Origin of the sequence: Agrococcus sp. SCSIO52902, assembly GCF_022983135.1 — a bacterium.
In the GTDB taxonomy this organism is placed as follows: Bacteria; Actinomycetota; Actinomycetes; order Actinomycetales; family Microbacteriaceae; genus Agrococcus; species Agrococcus sediminis.
Genome location: NZ_CP095269.1, coordinates 2017963 through 2036645 on the forward strand (window position 1 = coordinate 2017963; position 18683 = coordinate 2036645).

17 protein-coding genes are annotated in these 18683 nt (G+C 73.9%); 11 read left to right on the top strand and 6 right to left on the bottom strand.

From position 1 onward, the window contains the following. Window positions 1–101: 101 nt before the first annotated feature. The 3 genes from MU522_RS09945 to MU522_RS09955 all read left to right on the top strand — a co-directional run bounded on the left by MU522_RS09945 (window position 102) and on the right by MU522_RS09955 (window position 2588). Window positions 102–383 carry a metalloregulator ArsR/SmtB family transcription factor gene (locus tag MU522_RS09945; RefSeq protein ID WP_225792838.1) on the top strand — a complete coding sequence of 94 codons (282 nt, stop codon included), beginning with the start codon at window positions 102–104 and terminating at the stop codon, window positions 381–383. Between the two features lie 13 nt (window positions 384–396). Continuing rightward, the gene (locus MU522_RS09950; RefSeq protein WP_246990812.1) at window positions 397–1608 is read left to right on the top strand and encodes an MFS transporter; all 1212 of its coding nucleotides are present in this window, start codon (window positions 397–399) and stop codon (window positions 1606–1608) included. Between the two features lie 173 nt (window positions 1609–1781). Next, on the top strand, window positions 1782–2588 hold the full coding sequence (locus tag MU522_RS09955; protein ID WP_246990813.1) for an isocitrate lyase/phosphoenolpyruvate mutase family protein: 807 nt from the start codon (window positions 1782–1784) through the stop codon (window positions 2586–2588). Between the two features lie 6 nt (window positions 2589–2594). On the opposite strand, the gene MU522_RS09960 is transcribed toward MU522_RS09955, so the two are convergent. The 3 genes from MU522_RS09960 to sigK are packed head-to-tail and all read right to left on the bottom strand — an operon-like array spanning window position 2595 to window position 4958. Then, complete coding sequence (locus MU522_RS09960; protein WP_246990814.1) at window positions 2595–3515, bottom strand: DMT family transporter; 921 nt, start codon at window positions 3513–3515, stop codon at window positions 2595–2597. A gap of 58 nt (window positions 3516–3573) precedes the next feature. Further along, window positions 3574–4413, bottom strand: a complete 840-nt coding sequence (locus MU522_RS09965) for an anti-sigma factor (RefSeq protein WP_246990815.1) — start codon at window positions 4411–4413, stop codon at window positions 3574–3576. After that, window positions 4410–4958 carry an ECF RNA polymerase sigma factor SigK gene (gene sigK / locus MU522_RS09970; RefSeq protein ID WP_246990816.1) on the bottom strand — a complete coding sequence of 183 codons (549 nt, stop codon included), beginning with the start codon at window positions 4956–4958 and terminating at the stop codon, window positions 4410–4412. Before sigK ends, MU522_RS09965 begins: the two co-directional genes overlap by 4 nt. A gap of 253 nt (window positions 4959–5211) precedes the next feature. Here sigK and tig point away from each other — a divergent pair, with 253 nt between their 5' ends. The 3 genes from tig (at window position 5212) to MU522_RS09985 (ending at window position 7987) form a co-directional block, all read left to right on the top strand. Further along, window positions 5212–6564 carry a trigger factor gene (gene tig / locus MU522_RS09975; protein WP_246990819.1) on the top strand — a complete coding sequence of 451 codons (1353 nt, stop codon included), beginning with the start codon at window positions 5212–5214 and terminating at the stop codon, window positions 6562–6564. A 122-nt stretch (window positions 6565–6686) separates the two neighbouring features. Beyond that, the gene (locus MU522_RS09980; RefSeq protein WP_128190251.1) at window positions 6687–7322 is read left to right on the top strand and encodes an ATP-dependent Clp protease proteolytic subunit; all 636 of its coding nucleotides are present in this window, start codon (window positions 6687–6689) and stop codon (window positions 7320–7322) included. Further along, entirely contained in the window at window positions 7322–7987 is a 666-nt protein-coding gene (locus tag MU522_RS09985; protein WP_146357513.1) for an ATP-dependent Clp protease proteolytic subunit, read from the top strand. The genes MU522_RS09980 and MU522_RS09985 overlap by 1 nt, the downstream gene beginning before the upstream one ends. A 59-nt stretch (window positions 7988–8046) precedes the next feature. Here the strand turns inward: MU522_RS09985 and MU522_RS09990 are convergent, their stop codons facing one another. Next, on the bottom strand, window positions 8047–8676 hold the full coding sequence (locus MU522_RS09990; RefSeq protein WP_146357511.1) for a copper resistance CopC family protein: 630 nt from the start codon (window positions 8674–8676) through the stop codon (window positions 8047–8049). Window positions 8677–8794: 118 nt separating this feature from the next. On the opposite strand from MU522_RS09990, the gene clpX reads away from it, so the two are divergent. Genes clpX through MU522_RS10010 form a run of 4 tightly spaced genes read left to right on the top strand, consistent with a single transcriptional unit; the run spans window position 8795 to window position 14008 of the window. After that, window positions 8795–10072, top strand: coding sequence for an ATP-dependent Clp protease ATP-binding subunit ClpX (clpX, locus tag MU522_RS09995; protein ID WP_246990821.1), 1278 nt, complete (start codon window positions 8795–8797; stop codon window positions 10070–10072). A 47-nt stretch (window positions 10073–10119) separates the two neighbouring features. Further along, window positions 10120–10938, top strand: a complete 819-nt coding sequence (locus tag MU522_RS10000) for an ABC transporter ATP-binding protein (RefSeq protein WP_246990822.1) — start codon at window positions 10120–10122, stop codon at window positions 10936–10938. A 41-nt stretch (window positions 10939–10979) separates the two neighbouring features. Beyond that, entirely contained in the window at window positions 10980–11981 is a 1002-nt protein-coding gene (locus tag MU522_RS10005) for an iron-siderophore ABC transporter substrate-binding protein (protein WP_246990823.1), read from the top strand. Continuing rightward, window positions 11978–14008, top strand: a complete 2031-nt coding sequence (locus MU522_RS10010) for an iron ABC transporter permease (RefSeq protein ID WP_246990824.1) — start codon at window positions 11978–11980, stop codon at window positions 14006–14008. The genes MU522_RS10005 and MU522_RS10010 overlap by 4 nt, the downstream gene beginning before the upstream one ends. Window positions 14009–14041: 33 nt before the next feature. On the opposite strand, the gene MU522_RS10015 is transcribed toward MU522_RS10010, so the two are convergent. After that, window positions 14042–16075 carry a M3 family metallopeptidase gene (locus MU522_RS10015; protein ID WP_246990829.1) on the bottom strand — a complete coding sequence of 678 codons (2034 nt, stop codon included), beginning with the start codon at window positions 16073–16075 and terminating at the stop codon, window positions 14042–14044. A gap of 63 nt (window positions 16076–16138) precedes the next feature. Here MU522_RS10015 and MU522_RS10020 point away from each other — a divergent pair, with 63 nt between their 5' ends. Next, a complete protein-coding gene (locus MU522_RS10020) occupies window positions 16139–16930 on the top strand; it encodes a class I SAM-dependent methyltransferase (RefSeq protein WP_246990830.1) in 792 nt (263 codons plus the stop codon). A 63-nt stretch (window positions 16931–16993) separates the two neighbouring features. Here MU522_RS10020 and MU522_RS10025 read toward each other — a convergent pair whose 3' ends face one another. Continuing rightward, entirely contained in the window at window positions 16994–18646 is a 1653-nt protein-coding gene (locus MU522_RS10025; protein ID WP_246990831.1) for a GMC family oxidoreductase N-terminal domain-containing protein, read from the bottom strand. Between the last annotated feature and the right edge of the window lie 37 nt (window positions 18647–18683).

Here is an 18683-nt window from a genome sequence, read left to right on the forward strand (position 1 = left end):
TTTGTCAATCTGTGTGGCAGACTGCCCGCATGACGATCACCGACGCCCCGATCGACGCTCCCGCGGCCGACGGCTGCTGCGCGCCCGAGGCCGACGCGGGCATGCCGCGCGACGAGGCCGAGCGCCTCGCGAAGGTGGGCAAGGCGCTCGGTGACCCGACGCGCGTGCGGCTGCTGTCGCTCATCGCGGCAGGCGCGCGCGGCGAGGCGTGCGTCTGCGACCTCACGGCGCCCGTGGGGCTCTCGCAGGGCACCGTGTCGCACCACATGCGCGTGCTCGCGGAGGCCGGGCTCGTCGAGCGCGAGCAGCGCGGCAAGTGGGCGTACTACTCGGTCGTGCGCGGCACGCTCGAGCAGACCGCCGCCGTGCTGCGCGGCCTCTGACGCGGGGCCTCGGGTGAGCGGCCGCGCCGTCGCCGCGCGCGCCGAGCGCCGCTCGCCCGGGCCCGTCGCCCGGCTGGCGGCGCTGTCGGTCGGCCAGGTCGTCAGCTGGGGCATCCTGTACTACGGGCTCATCGTCGCCGCGCCCGCCGTCGCGGCAGACACCGGCTGGGGACTGCCCGTCGTGATGCTGTGCTTCTCGGCCGGCCTCGTCGCATCCGCCGCCGCCGGCATCGTCGTCGGCCGCTGGCTCGACGACCGCGGCCCGCGGCTCGTCATGACGCTCGGCAGCCTCGTCGGCGCCGGCGGGCTCGCGATGGCTTCGGCCGCGACCACCGTGCCCGGGTTCGCCGCGGCCTGGGTGGTCGTGGGCCTCGGCCAGTCGGCGGTGCTCTACCAGGCGGCCTTCACCGTGCTCACGCGGCGCCACGGCGATGCGCAGGGCGGCGGCGCGCGCCGCCGGGCGATGACGGTCGTCACGCTCGCCGGCGGCCTCGCCTCGACCGCGTTCGCCCCGCTCACCGCCGCGCTGCTCGGCGTGCTCGACTGGCGGGCGACGCTGCTCGTGCTCGCGGTCGTGCTCGTCGCGCTCACGACCCCGCTGCACTGGTGGTCGCTCGAGCGCTCCTGGCCGGCCCGCGAGTCGGGCGGCGAGCACGCGCCGCCGCCGTCGGTCGCCGCGGTGCTGCGCACCCGGCGGTTCTGGATGCTCGAGGTCGCCATGATCGCGGTGGCCGCGGCCCTGTACATGGTGACGCTCGCCGCCATCCCGCTGCTCACCGAGAAGGGGCTCACGTACGAGCTCGCCGCGTGGGGCCTCGGCCTGCTGGGCGCCGGCCAGGTGGCCGGGCGGCTGCTCTACGTGGCCCTGCCGCGCGCCGCGTCGCCGTGGGTGCCGCTCGCGACGACGGCGGGGCTCGCCGCGATCGTGCTGGCGCTGCTGTCGCTCGTGCCCGGCCCGCCGTGGCTGCTCATCGCGATCGGTGTCGCCGCGGGCGCCGTGCGCGGCGCGCAGACGCTCGTGCAGGGCTCCGCGGTGGTGGAGCGCTGGGGGCCGCGCGGCTACGGCGCGCTGAACGGCGCGTTCGCCGCGCCGATCACCGCCGTCACCGCGCTCGGCCCGGCGCTCGGCCCGCTGCTGGCCGTCACGACCGGCTCCTACGCCGCGATGGGGCTGCTGGCCGCCGGCCTCGCGCTCGTCGCGCTCGCGCTCGCGCGCTGGACCTGAGCGAGCCACGGGCGACGGCATCGGCATGGTCGTCCTCTCGCCATTCGCGCAGGGGCTCCTCACCGAGCTGCCTCCTCGGCGTGCCCGAGCGGTCCGGAGGGAGCCCCTTGCGGGAGCGGGCGCACGGGCATAGCGTCGCGCTGCAGGCCGAGGGCGATCGTCGAGGAGGCTCCGTGGCCGATCCGCGAGTCGTCGAGCTCCACCGCCTGCACGCCGCCGGCTGCTTCGTCATGCCGAACCCGTGGGACCTCGGCAGCGCCCGCATCCTCGAGCGGCTCGGCTTCCCCGCGCTCGCGACCACGAGCGCCGGCTCTGCGTGGGCGCTCGGCACGCAGGACGCCCGCCTCGCGCTCGACGAGTCCCTCGCGCATCTCCGCGCCGTCGCGGCCGCGGTCGCGGTGCCCGTGAGCGCCGACTTCCAGGGCGGCTACGCCGTCGAGCCCGACGCCGTGGCCGGCACCGTGGCGGCCGCGGTCGAGACCGGCGTCGCGGGGCTCTCCATCGAGGACGCGACCGGCGACGCCGGCTCGCCGCTGCACGAGCGCGCGCTCGCCGTCGAGCGAGTCCGCGCCGCGCGGGAGGCGATCGACCGCAGCGGCACCCGCGTGCTCCTGACCGCGCGCTCCGAGGGCTACGTCGTCGGGCATCCGGACCTCGACGACACGGTCGACCGGCTCGTCGCGTACGCCCAGGCGGGCGCGGACTGCCTCTACGCGCCGCGGATCTCGACGCGCCCCGAGATCTCGGCGATCGTGGAGGCGGTGGCGCCGAAGCCCGTCAACCTGCTGGTCAACGCGCCCTGGATCACGGTCGCGGAGGCCGCCGCGCTCGGCGTGCGCCGCATCAGCGTCGGCGGCACGCTCGCGCGGGCGGCGTGGGGCGGATGGCTCGGGGCCGCCCGGGAGATCGCCGAGCAGGGCACCTTCGGGGGCTTCCGCGACCTGCCCGACGTCGAGGCGCTGCTCGCCGACGAGGGCTGAGCGCGGTCAGGCGGCGGAGGCCCGCCGCTGCGCGGTCAGCACGATCGCCACGCCCACCGCGGCGACCACGAGCCCGGCGATGCCGAGCGGCGCGATCGGCACGCCGAAGAAGAGCCACACCCAGAGCATCGTCGTCGGCGGCGTGAGGTAGAGCATGGTGCTGACGAACGTGGCGCCGTGCGAGCGCGTGACGGTGACGTACAGCACATAGCCGCCGAGGCTCGCGAGCACCACGAGCCAGAGGACCGCGCCCCACACGGCGAGGCTCGTCGGCGGCGCGGCGTGGCCGCGCGCGAGCGCGACGAGCATGAACGCGGCGCCCGCGACCACCGACTGCATGGTGATCGTCTGCAGCAGGTCGTCGTGCATGTGCCAGCGGCGCTGCAGCACGGTGCCCGTGGCGAGGCACAGCACGCCGACGAGCGGCAGCGCGTGCGCCCACAGCGGCGCGCCGGAGCCGCCGATCTGCCCCGAGACGACGAGCGCGACGCCCGCGAGCCCCACGACCATGCCGAACCACATCCACCCGTTCGCGCGCTCGCCGAGGAAGCGGCCGGCGACGGTGGCGACGAGCATCGGCTGCAGCGCGGCGATGAGCGCGGCGGTGCCGCCGTCGACGCCGAAGCGCACGCCCTCGAAGATCATCAGCAGGTAGCCGGCCTGGCTCAGCAGCGCGATCGCGCCCTGCCGCAGCCAGCTGCGGGCACCCGGCCAGCGGCGGCGCAGCACGAGCATCGTCGCCACGAGGATCCCCGCGAGCACGACGAAGCGCCACGCGAGCACCGTGATCGGCTCGCCGTCGGCGCGAGCGGCGAGCTCGGCGCCCACGAAGCCCGAGCTCCAGGTGATGACGAGGGCGATCGACGCGACGACGATGGCCGTCCGGCCCAGGCGGCCGCGCGAGGACGCGCTCGAGAGGTCTGACACCGCTCGATCATCCCAGCCCGGCCGCGCGCATCCGCCGCCGACACGGGCGGCGGATGCGTCAGGTCTCGACGACGAGGATCGGATCGGTGGTGGGCGCCTCGGAGCCGCCGGCCGGCTCGACCGTGACGCCGACGACGGCGCCGGCCGAGAGCTCGCCCTCGAGCACGATCGCGGTGGAGTCGCCCTCGGAGTCGAAGACGCCCGCGTCGTGCGGGCCCGCGGCGTCGATGTACCAGGCCTGGTAGGTGCGGCCCTCGGGCGCGGCGCCGAGGCCCTCGAAGAGGATCGCCGACTGGCCCTCCTCGGCCGACCAGATCACCGTCGCGACGGTGCCGTCGGCCAGCTCGACCTCGCTGCGCTGCGCGTCGGACGCGCTCACGACGGCACCGAGCGCCTCCTGCCGCGGGTCGTCGCCGAGCTGCGTGCCGATGGCGATGCCGCCGACGAGCAGCGCGGCGCTCGCGGCGACCGCGCCGAGCACGCGCATCGGCTGCCAGCGCGCGCGGGCGCGCCGCTCGGCCGGTCCGAGCCGGCGGCCGGCGTCGCCTGCCGGGGCTGCGGCCGGGGCGGAGGCGCCGAGGCCGGATCCGGATGCGTCGGTGCCGGTCGCGTCGGAGCGCGCGTCGAGCGGGGCTGCGGGAGCTGCGGCGCGAGGCGCGCCGTCCGTCGCGGGCAGCTGCGGCTCGCGCGCGATGGCGTCGAGCACGCTCGCGCGGAGGCTCGGCGGGGGAGCGGCCTGGTCGCCGCCGAGCAGCGTGGCGGTGTCGGCGAGCGCCGCGGCCTCGGCACGCGCCTCGGGCGAGGCCTCCGCCTCGAAGCGCGCGCGCTCCTCGGGCGTCAGCGCGTCGAGCGCGTACGCCGCGGCCAGGTCGTCGACGGACCGGCGGTCGTCGCTCATGTCGTCACCCCCAGGATGCCGCGCAGGCGTGTGAGCCCGTCGCGCATCCGCGTCTTCACCGTGCCGAGCGGCGCCCCCAGGCGCTCGGCGATCTCGGTCTGCGTGAGCCCGTCGAAGTAGGCGAGCTCGATCGCCTCGCGCTGGGCGTCGCTCAGCTGCCCGAGCGCGCTGCGCGCCCTGGCGGCGTCGAGCGAGACCTCGGCCTGCTCGGCGACGACGTCGACCGGCACCGCGGTGTCGCGGATCCCGATGCGCGCGTCGCGGTCGCGCTGCGCCTGCGAGGAGCGCACGCGGTCGACGGCGCGCGCGTGCGCGATCTGCAGCAGCCAGCTGATGGCGGCGCCGCGGCTCGGGTCGAAGCGCTTCGCCTGCCGCCACGCCTCGAGGAAGACCTCCTGCGCGACCTCCTCGGCCTGCGCGCGGTCGACCAGGATGCGCAGCACGAGGCCGAACACGCGCGGAGCGGTCGCGTCGTAGAGCGCGGCGAACGCGCGCTGGTCGCCGTCGGCGGCGCGCACGAGGCACTCCTCGACGTCGATCTCCACAGGTCCCCTCTCCACGTGCACGCGGCGCACGTGCGCGCGCGCCACCGGCCTGAGTATTGCAGGCCGAGGCGCGAGGGCAAGGGAGGTCATGCCGGTGGTTCGCAGCCGCGGCCCGGACGGATTGGGGATGCGGGCGCACGGGCCGGTAGGCTCGGGCGGTGGTCCGCCCTCTCGCGGCGGATCTGGCGCGCCAGCGCGGCCCAGGGCCCGCGCCGCACAGGCCCGACCACCATCAACCTCAGGAGACCCCCTCGTGAAGACCACGGTCGAGAAGATCGAGAACACGCGCACGAAGCTCACCATCGCCGTCGAGCCCCAGGAGCTGCGTCCCGCGATCGACCAGGCGTACAAGACCGTCGCCGAGCAGATCAGCGTGCCCGGCTTCCGCAAGGGCAAGGTGCCTGCGGCGATCATCGACCAGCGCGTCGGCCGCGAGGAGATCCTCAACCAGGCCGTGTCGCAGTCGATCGACGAGTTCTACCGCCAGGGCGTCGCCGAGGCCGGCATCCGCCCGCTCGGCCGCCCGCAGGCCGACGTGACCGCGTGGCCCGAGGTGAAGGACTTCTCGGGCGATCTCGTGCTCGAGATCGAGGTCGACGTCCGTCCCGACTTCGACCTCCCCGAGGTCGAGGGCCGCACGATCACCGTCGACGCCACCGAGGTCGGCGACGACGCCGTCCAGAAGGAGCTCGACGAGCTGCGCGCCCGCTTCGGCACGCTCGTGACCGTCGACCGCCCGGCCGCGAAGGGCGACTTCGTCACGCTCGACCTCACCGCCTCGATCGACGGCGAGCCCGTCGACACCGCGAGCGGCATCTCCTACGAGGTCGGCTCGGGCGAGCTCATCGACGGCATCGACGAGGCCGTCGAGTCGCTCACCGCGGGCGAGGAGACGACCTTCACGTCGACCCTGGTCGGCGGCGACCACGCCGGCAAGGACGCCGAGGTGAGCGTCACCGTGCAGGCCGTGAAGGAGCGCGAGCTGCCCGAGGCCGACGACGACTTCGCCCAGATGGCGAGCCAGTTCGACACCATCGACGAGCTGAAGGCCGACCTGCGCGAGCAGGCGGGCCGCTCGAGCCGCCTCGGCCAGGCCGAGCAGGCGCGCCAGCGCCTGCAGGACGAGCTCATCGAGGCCGTCGAGATCGAGGTCCCGTCGCAGGTCGTCGAGGACGAGGTGGCCCGCCACCTCGAGGCCGAGAACCGCTCCGAGGACGCCGAGCACGGCGAGGAGGTGCGCCAGGAGACGCAGAAGCTGCTCAAGCAGCAGATGCTCTTCGACCGCTTCGCCGAGGAGGAGGACCTGCAGGTCACGCAGCAGGAGCTCACGCAGATCATCGTGCAGCAGGCGGCGCAGTACGGCATGGCTCCGCAGGAGCTCGTCCAGGCGCTCGAGGCCAACGGCCAGCTGCCGGTGCTGCTCGGCGACATCCTCCGCGGCAAGACCCTCTCGACCCTGCTCGGCCGCGTCACGGTCGTCGACGACAAGGGCGAGACGGTCGACCTGTCGGACTTCCTGCCGAAGGCGGAGGCCGACGAGGACGACATCGAGGGCGCCATCCGCGAGGCGGAGGCGAACCTCGCGAAGCAGCACGCCGAGGACTGATCCACAGCGAAGGGGCCGGGCGGAAGCCCGGCCCTTCCGCATGCCTCCGCCTGCGGCGAACACGGCCGAGCGCGCCGCGCCGCTCGCCTAGGGTTGGAGCGAACCGAGAGAAGGAGTCACCTGTGGCTGAACCCGTCTTCGCGCCTTCGGTCTTCGACCGACTGCTGCGCGATCGCATCATCTGGCTCGGCGAGGAGGTGCGCGACGAGAACGCGAACGAGATCTGCGCCAAGATCCTGCTGCTCGCCGCGGAGGACCAGAACAAGGACATCTACCTCTACATCAACTCGCCCGGCGGCTCGATCACGGCCGGCATGGCGATCTACGACACCATGCAGTTCGTGCCGAACGACATCGTCACCGTCGGCATCGGCATGGCCGCGTCGATGGGCCAGCTGCTGCTGACCGCCGGCACCGCCGGCAAGCGCTACATCACGCCCAACGCGCGCGTGCTGCTGCACCAGCCCCACGGCGGCTTCGGCGGCACCTCGAGCGACATCCAGACGCAGGCGCAGCTCATCCTCGACATGAAGAAGCGGCTCGCCGAGATCACGGCCGAGCGCACCGGCAAGAGCGTCGAGCAGATCAACGCCGACGGCGACCGCGACCGCTGGTTCACGGCGCAGCAGGCGCTCGAGTACGGCTTCGTCGACCACGTGCGCGAGTCGGCGGCCGACGTCACCGGCGGCGGCGGCACCGACCAGGAGGACGGCCACTCCGCCCTCGACGACAGCACCGGCCAGGAGGGTGGCAACTGATGGAGACTCCCACGTTCCAGGCGGGCGGCAGCGCCCTCCAGATGCCCGGCTCGCGCTACATCCTGCCGAGCTTCGAGGAGCGCACGGCCTACGGCTTCAAGCGCCAGGACCCGTACGCGAAGCTCTTCGAGGACCGCATCATCTTCCTCGGCGTGCAGGTCGACGACGCGTCGGCCGACGACATCATGGCGCAGCTGCTCGTGCTCGAGTCCCAGGACCCGGATCGCGACATCGTCATGTACATCAACTCGCCCGGCGGCTCGTTCACGGCCATGACGGCGATCTACGACACGATGCAGTACATCCGGCCCGCGGTGCAGACCGTGTGCCTCGGCCAGGCGGCATCGGCCGCGGCCGTGCTGCTCGCCGCGGGCGAGCCCGGCAAGCGCCTCGCGCTGCCGAACGCCCGCATCCTCATCCACCAGCCGGCGACGTCCGACGCCGGCCGCGGCCAGGCATCCGACATCGAGATCCAGGCGCGCGAGGTGCTGCGCATGCGCGGCTGGCTCGAGGAGACGCTGTCGAAGCACTCCAAGAAGGAGGTCGAGCAGGTGTCGAAGGACATCGAGCGCGACACCTTCCTCTCGGCCGAGGAGGCGCTCGAGTACGGCCTCATCGACCAGGTGCTCACGAGCCGCAAGACGGCGCCGCAGCTGCTCGGCTGAGCAGCAGCGAGCGAGACGAAGGCCCGGCACCCCTCGAGGTGCCGGGCCTTCGCCGTGCGTCAGGCGCGGTCGCGGCGGGTGCGCGAGCCGCGGTTGATCGTGTACGCGATCACCGCGAGCACGCCGAGCACCGCGAGGATGCCGATCGCGACGAACGGGAACTGGCCCTCCGCCTCGGCCGGCTCCTCGGCGCCCGTGCCCTGGTCGGCGGATGCCGTGGCGGCCGGGGCGTCGGAGGTCGCCTCGGGCTCGGCGGGCTCCGTCGCCGCGGGGGTCTCCTCGGCGGCCTCCCCGCACACCGGCGCGGTCTCGGCCCCGGGGGCACCCTCGGCGCCGGCCTCGGGCTCGAACGCGAAGGCGACGGTGCCGTCGACCGGGTGGCCGTCGGCCGAGACGATCTGGTAGGTGAGCGTGTAGTCGCCCGCCTCGCCGAGCTCGGCGTCGAGCGAGAGCGTGTCGCCGTCGACGGCGAGGCAGCCGTCGCCGTAGAAGCGGCCCTCGGCGTCGGTCAGCTGCATCGCGTTGCCGCCGTCGGCGCCCTCGAGCGCGAGGATCTCCTCGTTCATGACGACGCTGAACGTGCCCGGCTGCGCGGTGAGGGTGTCGCCGTCGGCGGGCGTCGAGTCGATGACGGATGCGTGGGCGGGCAGGAGGAGGACGGCCGCGAGCGCGGCGATGGCGGCATGCATGCCTCCAGCATACGGTCCGGATCTGCGCGCGGGCGGCGTGGTCGGTCGCGCTGTCACCGCCCTCGTCTAGGCTTCATGCACGGGCGCGGCCTGCGCCCCAGAGGATGGTGAGAGCGAGATGGCCCGACTCGGAGAGAGCGGCGACCTGCTGAAGTGCTCCTTCTGCGGCAAGAGCCAGAAGCAGGTGCAGCAGCTGATCGCCGGCCCTGCGGTGTACATCTGCGACGAGTGCGTCGAGCTGTGCAACGAGATCATCGAGGAGCGCGCCGCCGAGGCGGGCGAGGCGAGCGAGCACGAGGGGTTCACGCTGCCGAAGCCGCGCGAGATCTTCGCGTTCCTCGAGGAGTACGTCGTCGGCCAGGAGAGCGCGAAGCAGTCGCTCTCGGTCGCCGTCTACAACCACTACAAGCGCATCGCCGCCGCGCAGCAGCTGGCCTCGGCCGACGCGGCGGGCGACGCCGTCGAGATCCAGAAGTCGAACATCCTGATGGTCGGCCCGACGGGCTGCGGCAAGTCCTACCTCGCGGCGACGCTCGCGAAGCAGCTGAACGTGCCGTTCGCCGTCGCCGACGCGACAGCCCTCACCGAGGCCGGCTACGTCGGCGAGGACGTCGAGAACATCCTGCTGAAGCTCATCCAGGCCGCCGACTACGACGTCAAGCGGGCCGAGACGGGCATCGTCTTCATCGACGAGATCGACAAGGTGGCCCGCAAGGCCGAGAACCCGTCGATCACGCGCGACGTCTCGGGCGAGGGCGTGCAGCAGGCGCTGCTGAAGATCATCGAGGGCACGGTCGCCTCGGTGCCGCCCCAGGGCGGCCGCAAGCACCCGAACTCCGAGTTCATCCAGATCGACACGTCGAACGTGCTGTTCATCGTCGCCGGCGCGTTCGCGGGCCTCGAGGACATCATCGCCAACCGCTCCGGCAAGCGCGGGATCGGCTTCGGCGCCCCGGTGTCGTCGTTGAAGCCCGACCTCAACGTCTTCCAGGACGTGCTGCCCGAGGACCTCCACAAGTTCGGGCTCATCCCCGAGTTCATCGGGCGCCTGCCGGTGATCGCGACGGTGTCGCCGCTCGACCAGGCTGCGCTCGTCGAGATCCTGAGCGAGCCGCGCAACGCGCTCGTCAAGCAGTACCAGCGCATCTTCGAGATCGACGGCGTCAAGCTCGACTTCGAGCCCGAGGCGCTGCGGGCGATCGCCGACCTCGCGGTCGACCGCAAGACGGGTGCGCGCGGCCTGCGCTCCATCCTCGAGACGGTGCTCGCGCCGGTCATGTTCGAGGTGCCCTCGAAGGAGGGCGTCGAGCGCGTGATCGTGACGAAGGAGTCGGTGGCCGGCACCGAGCAGCCGATCATCCTCACCGCCGACGACATCCAGGAGCTCTCCGCCTAGCGCCGACGGAATTGCCTCGGGGGGTGAGGTAAGGCTATCCTTACCTCGTGACCTTCCCGGAGCCGGACGCCCTGCGCGCCACCGACGTGAGCCTCGCCTACGGGCGCGACGAGATCGTCCACCGCGCCTCCATCGCGCTCGCGCCCGGATGCGTCACGGCCCTCGTCGGCCCGAACGGCAGCGGCAAGTCGACGCTGCTGCGCGGCCTCACGGCGCTGCACCGCCCGAGCGAGGGGGCCGTCGTCTTCGCCGACGGGGCCGACGCCGCGTCGCTGGGGGAGCGCGAGCTCGCCCGCCGCATCGCGCTGCTCGCCCAGTCGCACCCTGACCCGTCGGGCGTGCGCGTGCGCGAGGTCGTCGCCTACGGCCGGTTCGCGCACCGCGGCCGCTTCCGCGGCGGCGACCCGCGCGGCGACGACGTGATCGCCCGCGCGATGGCCGCGACCGGCATCGCCGAGCTCGCCGAGCAGCCGGTCTCGCAGCTCTCCGGCGGCCAGCGCCAGCGCGTCTGGCTCGCCACGTGCCTCGCGCAGGAGACCGGCATCGTGCTGCTCGACGAGCCCACGACCTTCCTCGACGTGCGCTACCAGCGCGAGATCCTCGAGATCGTCCGCGACCTCGCCGACGACGGCGTCGCCGTCGGCATCGTGCTGCACGACCTCGAGCAGGCGGCCGAGGTCGCCGACGAGGTCGTCCTCCTCGTGCACGGCCGCATCGTCGCGGCCGGCACGCCCGAGGAGGTGCTCACCGCCGAGCGGCTGAGCGCCGCCTACGAGGTGCCCATCGATGTCGAGCCGTCGTCCGACGGCCTCCGCATCCGGCCGCAGCGGCTCCGCCGTCGGCCGGTCGTGTCGCGCGCCGCGTGACCCCCCACCCCGTCGGGCCGAGCGCCCGAGGAAGGATCCCCATGTCCCAGCGAACCCCGCTGTCCCGGTCGCTGCTCGCCGGCGCGGCAGCGCTCACGGCGCTCACGCTCGCCGCATGCGGCACCACCGAGCCCGCCGCCGAGACGACCCCGGCCGAGCCCGAGGCCTCCGCGGTGACGGTGACGGATGCGCGCGGCGAGGCCGTCGAGATCCCCGCCGGCGTCGAGGACGTCGTCGCGCTCGAGTGGGTCGCCGTCGAGCACCTGCAGACGGTCGGCATCGAGCCGGTCGGCGTCGCCGACGTCGCCGGCTACGAGGACTGGGCCGGGGTCGGCGCGCCGCTCGAGGGCGAGCCCACCGACGTCGGCACGCGCACGGAGCCGTCGATCGACGCGATCGCGGGCCTCGCGCCCGACCTGATCGTCGCCGTCGCGGGCCGTGACGACGCGGCCTACGCCGACCTCGAGGCCATCGCGCCCGTGCTCGTCCTCCAAGGCGCCGACGCATCCGCGCCGCTCGAGACGATGCTCGACGACCTGCGCCTCGTGGGCGAGGCCACCGGCGGGCTCGAGGCTGCCGAGTCGGCGATCGCCGACTTCGAGGCGCACGTCGCCGATGTGGCCGCCGAGGTCGAGGAGGCGGGCCTCGCGGGCACGTCGCTCGCGCACATGGACGGCTACGAGACGGGCGGCCAGGTCGAGATCCGCCCCTACGCCGACGGCGCGCTGCTGCCGGCCGTGTTCGAGGAGGCGGGCTTCGTCAACGGCTGGCCCGGCGAGGGCGACCCGCAGTACGGGCTCGGCGCCACCGACGTCGAGGGCCTGACGGCGCTCGGCGACGACACGCACATCATCTACATGACCGTGGGCGAGCGCGACGTGTTCCGCGACCAGCTCGCCTCGAACGAGATCTGGACGGGCCTGCCCACCGTGCAGGCGGGCAACGTGCACCGCCTGCCCGACGGCATCTGGCTCTTCGGCGGCGTCGACTCGATGGCCGCCTACCTCGACGCGATCGTCGCGTCGCTCGCGCCCACGCCGTGACCCGCGTCCGACCGGGAGGGCTCGCGCTCGGCGCGGCCCTCCTCGTCGCACTCGTCGCGCTCTCGGCCTGGCACGCCACGCAGGGCACCACGCAGCTCGGCGCCGCAGAGCTGCTCGCGTGGCTCGGCGGCGACCAGGGCAACGCCTCGGTGATCGTCGAGAGCCGGCTGCCCCGCATCGCCGCCGCGATCGTCGTCGGGCTCGCGCTCGGCGCCGCGGGCTACGCGATGCAGACGCTCACCGGCAACCCGCTCGCCTCGCCCGACACGCTCGCCGTGAACGGCGGCGCGGGCGCGGCGATCGGCATCGCCGCGATGCTGGGGGTGAGCCTCCCCGGGCTCGGCGGCGCGGGCCTCGCCTTCGCCGGCGGCCTCGCCGCGGCGCTCGCCGTCGTCGCGATCGGCCGGGGCCGCGGCTCGACCACCCAGATGGTGCTCGTCGGCACCGCCCTCGCGCTCGCGCTGCAGTCGGTGACGACGGTGGCGATCATCCTCGCCGAGGAGGAGAACGCGGGGCTCTTCGCCTGGGGCGTCGGCCGGCTGTCGCAGAACGGCATCGGCACGGTCGCGCAGCTGCTGCCGGTCGTGCTCGTCGGCATCGCGGTGCTGCTGCTGCTCGCCCGCCGCCTCGACGTGCTCGCGCTCGGCGAGGAGGCCGCCACCACGATCGGCGTGGGCGTCGGCCGCCTGCGGCTCGGCACGCTCATCGCCTCGGTCGCGCTCGCCGCGGCCGCCGTCGCGATCGCCGGCCCGATCGGCTTCGTCGGCCTCGCCGCGCCGATCGTCGTGCGCCTGCTCGTGGCGCGCATCCCCGGCGCCTCGCGCCACCTGGTGGCGATCCCGCTCGCAGCCCTCGCCGGCGCCGTGCTCGTGGTCGGCGCCGACGTGCTGCTGCGCGCCGTGCTCGGCGGCGTCGGCTCGCTCGACGTGCCCACCGGCGTCGTCACGAGCCTGGTGGGGGCGGTCTGCATCGCGGTGCTCGCGCGCACCGTGGCCGGTGCCGCCGAGACCGAGTCGATGTCGGTGCTCGGCGCCCGCACGCTCTCGCGCCGCGCCTGGCCGCCGATCGCGGTCGCCGCGGTGCTGCTGGCCGCGCTCGCCGTCGGCGCGGTGCTGCTCGGCGATCGCATGCTGCTGCTCGGCGACGTCGCGAACTGGCTGGCCGGCCAGGCCGGCGACGCCGTCCGGGTCACGCTCGACACGCGCACGCCGCGCGTCGCCGCCGCCGTGCTCGCCGGCATCGCGCTCGCGCTCTCGGGTGGGCTCGTGCAGGCCGTCGCGCGCAACGCGCTCGCCGACCCCTACCTGCTCGGCGTCGCCGGCGGCGCCGGGCTGGGCGCGGTCGGCGTCATCACGCTCGTGCCGGTGGCGGTCGGATGGCTCGTGGCCGCGGGCGCGCTGGCGGGCGGCGCGCTGGCGGGCGCCCTCGTGCTCGCGCTGGTCGGCTGGCGGCGGCTCGGCAGCCTGCGGCTCGTGCTCACCGGCCTCGCGCTCTCGGCGGCGACCGCGGCGCTCACGAGCCTGCTCATCGTGGTCACCGACCCGTGGAACCGGGGCAAGGCGATCGTGTGGCTGGCCGGCAGCACCTACGGGCGCGGCTTCGAGGACGTCGTGCCGGTCGCCGTGGCGATCGCGGTCGCCATGGTCGGCCTGCTGTGGATGCACCGCGACCTCGACCTCGCGCAGCTCGACGAGGCGACGCCGCGGCTGCTGGGCGTGCGGCTCTCGGCCGTGCAGGTGGTGGCGCTCGCGCTGTCGGTCGTGCTCGCGTCGACGGCGGTCGCCGCGATCGGCGTGGTGGCCTTCGTCGGCCTCGTCGCGCCGCACGCGGCGCGCGCGCTCGTGGGCGCCCGCCACCGCGTGCTGCTGCCGCTCGCCGCGCTGCTCGGGGGCACGCTGACGCTGCTGGCCGACACGCTCGGCCGCACGCTCATCGCCCCCGCGCAGCTGCCCGCCGGCGTGATGACCGCGCTCGTGGGCATCCCGTACTTCATCTGGCTGGTGCTGCAGGCGGGGCGGGCCCGCTAGGACCCGCCCCGCCCGGCACCGCCGCGCGGCGCCTCAGCCGGTGAGGCCCCGGCGCTCGAGCAGGGGCTGCAGCTCGGCGTCGCGCCCGCGGAAGTCGCGGAAGGCCTCCAGCGGGTCCTTCGAGCCGCCCACGCCCAGCAGCCGGTCGCGGAAGCGCTGGCCGGCCTCGCGGATGGAGGGCTGCTGCTTGAACCACTCGACGGTGTCGGCGTCCATGACCTCCGACCAGATGTAGGAGTAGTAGCCGGCCGAGTAGCCGCCCGAGAAGACGTGCTGGAAGTAGCCGGTCGAGTAGCGCGTCGGCACCGTCGCGCTCAGCAGCCCGACCTGCTCGAGCGCGTCGCGCTCGAACGCCGCCACGTCGACGACGGCGTCGCCCGCGACGCGCGCGTGCCACGCCTGGTCGAGCAGCGCCGCGGCGAGGTACTCGCTCGTGTCGTGGCCCTGGTTGAAGGTCTCCGAGGCCTGCAGCCGCTCGATGACGTCGGCGGGCAGCGGCTCGCCGGTCTCGATGTGCCGGGCGTAGTGCTCGACGATCCCCGGCCACAGCATCCACATCTCGTTCACCTGGCTGGGGAACTCGACGAAGTCGCGGAAGACGTTCGTGCCGCCGAGCGACGGGTAGGTCACCTGCGCGAACAGCCCGTGCAGGGCGTGGCCGAACTCGTGGAACAGCGTGGTCGTCTCGTCGAAGGTGAGCAGCGTCGGCGTGCCGGCCGGCGGCTTCGGCACGTTGAGGTTGTTCATCACGACGGTCGGGTGGCCGAGCAGGCCGTTCTGCTGGATGAGGGAGTTCATCCACGCGCCGCCGCGCTTCGAGTCGCGCGTGTAGAGGTCGAGCAGGTAGAGGCCCACCTCGCTGCCGTCCTCGTTCCGCACCTCGAAGACCCGCACGTCGGGGTGGTAGCCGACGAGGTCGTCGCGCTCCTGGAAGGTGATGCCGTAGACCTGGGTCGCGGCGTGGAAGACGCCGTCCTGCAGCACGCGCTCGGCCTCGAAGTAGGGCCGCAGCGCCGCCGTGTCGACGTCGTAGCGCGCGGTGCGCTCCTTCTCGGTCCAGAAGTCCCAGTCCCAGGCGGCGAGCTCGTACGACTCGCCGGCCGCCTCGATCTGCGCCTGCAGCGCCTGCGCCTCGGCGCGCGCGTTCACCGCCGCGGGCGCCGCGAGCCGCGTGAGCATCGCGAGCACCGCCTCGGGCGTGCGTGCCGTCTCGTCGGCGGTGATGGCGTGGGCGTGCGTCGCGAACCCCAGCAGCCGGGCTCGCTCGGCGCGCAGCGCCGTGAGCTCGAGCACCGTCTCGCGGTTGTCGTGCTCGTTGCCGCGGGTGCCCCGGGCGAGGGATGCCTCCATCACGCGGCGTCGCACATCGCGGTCGGTGAGCGAGGCGAGCCACGGGTGGCCCGAGAACAGCGGCAGGGTGATGAGCGCCTTGCCCTCGAGCCCGCGATCGGCGGCGGCCGCCATCGCCGCGGAGCGCTCGCCGTCGCTGAGCCCGTCGAGCTCCGCCGGGTCGTCGATGACGACGGCGAGGTCGTTGGTGTCGGCCTGCAGGTGCTTGTCGAAGCGGGTCGTCAGCGTCGCGATCTGCTGGTTGAGCTCCTTGAGGCGCTCGCGCGCCGCGTCGTCGAGGCCCGCGCCGGCGACGGTCATCTCGGTGTGGCGGCGCTCGACGAGGTAGCGCTGCTCGGGCGTCCAGGCCGGGTCGGGCTCGGCGTGCAGCGCGGCGACGCGCGCGTAGAGCCGCGGGTCGAGGGTGATCGAGTCGGCGTGCGCTGCGAAGCGCGGCGCGTACCGCTCCTCGAGCTCCTCGAGGAACGGCGACGAGTCGGTCGACGTCATGCTCCAGAACACGTGCGCGACGCGCGAGAGCGTCTGGCCGCTGCGCTCGAGCGGCTCCATCGTGTTCTCGAACGTGGGCGCCTCGGCCTGCTCGACGACCGCCCGCACCTCCTCCGACTGCTCGGCGAAGCCTGCCTCGAGGGCCTCCTCGTAGTGCTCGTCGCGGATGTCGGCGAAGGGCGGCAGCTGGTAGGGGAGCGCGCTGGGCGTCAGGAAGGGGTTGGTCATGGCACCACCCTAGGCGGGCGCTCGGGTGCGCTCTGCGTGCCGAGGCCGCCATAGACTCGGCTCATGTCCCCGGTTACCTACTCGCATGGCCACCACTCGAGCGTGGTCGCCGCGCACGCGGCGCGCACCGTCGCGAACTCCGCCGCCTACCTCTCGCCGCTGGTCGAGCCGGGCATGCGCATCCTCGACGTCGGCTGCGGGCCGGGCTCGATCAGCATCGACCTCGCGCGGCGCGTCGGCGACCGAGGCCGTGTCGTGGGCATCGACATGAGCGCCGAGGTGGTCGAGACCGCGCGCGCCGCTGCCGCCCAGGCAGGGGTGACGAACGTCGAGTTCCACGTCGGAGACGCCTATGCGCCGCCGGGCGACCGCTACGACGTCGTGCACGCCCACCAGGTGCTGCAGCACCTGGGCGACCCGGTCCGGGCGCTCGCCGCCTGGCGGCGCATCGGCGATCTCGTCGCCGCGCGCGATGTCGTGTACTCGGCCACCGTCATCCATCCGCTCACGCCGGAGCTCGAGCGCTGGCGCTCCCTCGTGGTGGCGCTGCAGGCGGCGAACGGCGGCGACGGCGACGCGGGCGCCAAGCTGAAGGCCTGGGCACGGGCCGCGGGCTTCGCCGAGGTCGAGACGGATGTCGAGACCTGGTGCTTCGAGTCGCCGGCCGGCCGGGGCTTCTGGGGCGGCCAGTGGGCCGAGCGGGCGCTGCACTCGGCGTTCGCCGACGGCACCGAGCGGCACGGGCTCGCGGATGCGTCGGAGCGCGCGGCGATCGCGGACGCTTGGACGGCGTGGACGGCCGACGACGACGGCTGGATGGCCATGCTGCACGGGTGGATCCTGGCGCGCGGCTGACCGCCGGGTCGAAGTCGTTCGTCAGGAGGCGAGCCTCTCGGATGTCCTGGTGCGGGGGCCCGTTCAATCGCCGCGCCGGATGAAGCGCGCAACGAGCTCTCCGATGAGCACTGCCGTCGCAGCGGGTCCGCGCGAAGGAGCATCCGGCAGGATCGACGTGTCCGCGACGCGGAGATTCGTGACCCCGTGCACGCGGCCGAACCCGTCGACCACCGCGGACGGGTCATGTGGTGGCCCCATGGGCGCGCTGCCACAGAGGTGGATCGCGGTTCCGAGGTGTGCAAGCATCCACGCGTCGAGGGCGGCATCGTCGTCGAGCGCCGTCTCGTCGAGCTCGGTGAGCCGCCCGAAGAGCGGAGTGAACGCGCGCGTCGCCAGCAGCGCCGCGGCCGTGCGCACCCCGAAGCGCATGCGGGCGCGGTCGTTCGCGGTCGACAGGTACCGGTACTCGATGCGGGGACTCGCGGTCGGGTCCGCCGACGCGAGAGTGATGGAGCCGCGCGATTCCTCCCGCTGCAGCCCCACGAGCAGCGCGAGGTCACGCCCCTGCTGCGCCTGGTCCCGCGCTCGCGAGCTTGCCGCGCCGTGCACCGCCCTGGGTGTGGCGCGTGGATGCCGCTGTGCTGCGCGGTCGCCGCCGATGAGCGCGCTTGAGGCCCCCATGAGCAGGTGGTCCATGCTCTTGACCGAGACCATGATCTCGAGGTCGCCGGCCGCATCGCCTCCGGGCGAGACCAGGTTCAGCGCGGTCGTGAACGTCTCGGGTGTGCGCGGATCCGTGACCTCGCGTCGGGCTCGCCAGCCCACGGTGAGCTCGGGGTGATCGGTGAACGCCACGCCGACGCCGCGCGAGTCATGCACGACACGCACATCATGCGCACGCAGCTGCGCGGCTGGTCCGACGCCCGAGACGAGCAGGAGGTGCGGCGTTGCGATGGCGCCGGCGCAGAGCACCACCTCGTCGGCGTGGATGACGCGATTCGACGCAGCGGATCGAGCAGGCCGGCGGTCGCTCTCGGTCACCTCCACTCCCACCGCTCGTGCGCCATCGAACGCGACGCGCAGCACGCGGCACCCTCCGACGACCTCGAGGTTCTGCCGATCGCGAACGGGCAACAGGTACGCGAGGCCCGTATTGATGCGCACGCCGCCAACGACATTCTGCGGCACCGGCCCAACGCCGGGCGCGCCGGGAGCGTTCTTGTCGGGCTCGGCGACGAACCCGAGCTCGACGGCCGCGGCTGCGAACGCCCGCGCGGCCGGGTTCGACTGAGAGGCGCGCTGGATCGGCATCGGCCCTTCGTCACCGTGGAACGGTCCTGATCCGAGGTCGAGGTCGCGCTCGAGGTCGCGCAGCACGGGCAGCACGCGCTCGTAGCTCCAGGCAGGGCCCGCAACGACGGACCAGCGGGCGAAGTCCTCCGGGCGCGCGCGCACGAAGTATCCGCCGTTGATCGTGGACGAGCCGCCCACGATGCGGCCACGCGCGATCGTGTACGGCAGGTCGGGTGTGAGGTAGCCGAGGTACGACCAGTTCGCCGGATGTCCTGGCATCGCGCCCTGCACCGTCGATGCATCGAGCAACTCGGCCGGGAACTCGGCTGATGAACGAGGTGCCGGCCCTGCCTCGAGGACGATGACGTGATGGTCGGGATCCTCGCTGAGCCTCGCAGCGAGGGCCGCCCCCGAGGCGCCCGCGCCGACCACCACGGTCACTCGGGTCCCGCCGGGTTGTGCCGCTCCAGAGTCGGTC

Excerpts from the sequence above, each read along its gene's own strand:
- MU522_RS09945 (WP_225792838.1), top strand. The coding sequence starts at position 102 with ATGCCGCGCGACGAGGCCGAGCGCCTCGCGAAGGTGGGCAAGGCGCTC.
- MU522_RS09965 (WP_246990815.1), bottom strand. The coding sequence starts at position 4,413 with ATGAGCGACGACCGCCGGTCCGTCGACGACCTGGCCGCGGCGTACGCG.
- MU522_RS09985 (WP_146357513.1), top strand. The coding sequence starts at position 7,322 with ATGGAGACTCCCACGTTCCAGGCGGGCGGCAGCGCCCTCCAGATGCCC.
- MU522_RS09990 (WP_146357511.1), bottom strand. The coding sequence starts at position 8,676 with ATGCATGCCGCCATCGCCGCGCTCGCGGCCGTCCTCCTCCTGCCCGCC.
- clpX (WP_246990821.1), top strand. The coding sequence starts at position 8,795 with ATGGCCCGACTCGGAGAGAGCGGCGACCTGCTGAAGTGCTCCTTCTGC.
- MU522_RS10005 (WP_246990823.1), top strand. The coding sequence starts at position 10,980 with ATGTCCCAGCGAACCCCGCTGTCCCGGTCGCTGCTCGCCGGCGCGGCA.
- MU522_RS10015 (WP_246990829.1), bottom strand. The coding sequence starts at position 16,075 with ATGACCAACCCCTTCCTGACGCCCAGCGCGCTCCCCTACCAGCTGCCG.
- MU522_RS10020 (WP_246990830.1), top strand. The coding sequence starts at position 16,139 with ATGTCCCCGGTTACCTACTCGCATGGCCACCACTCGAGCGTGGTCGCC.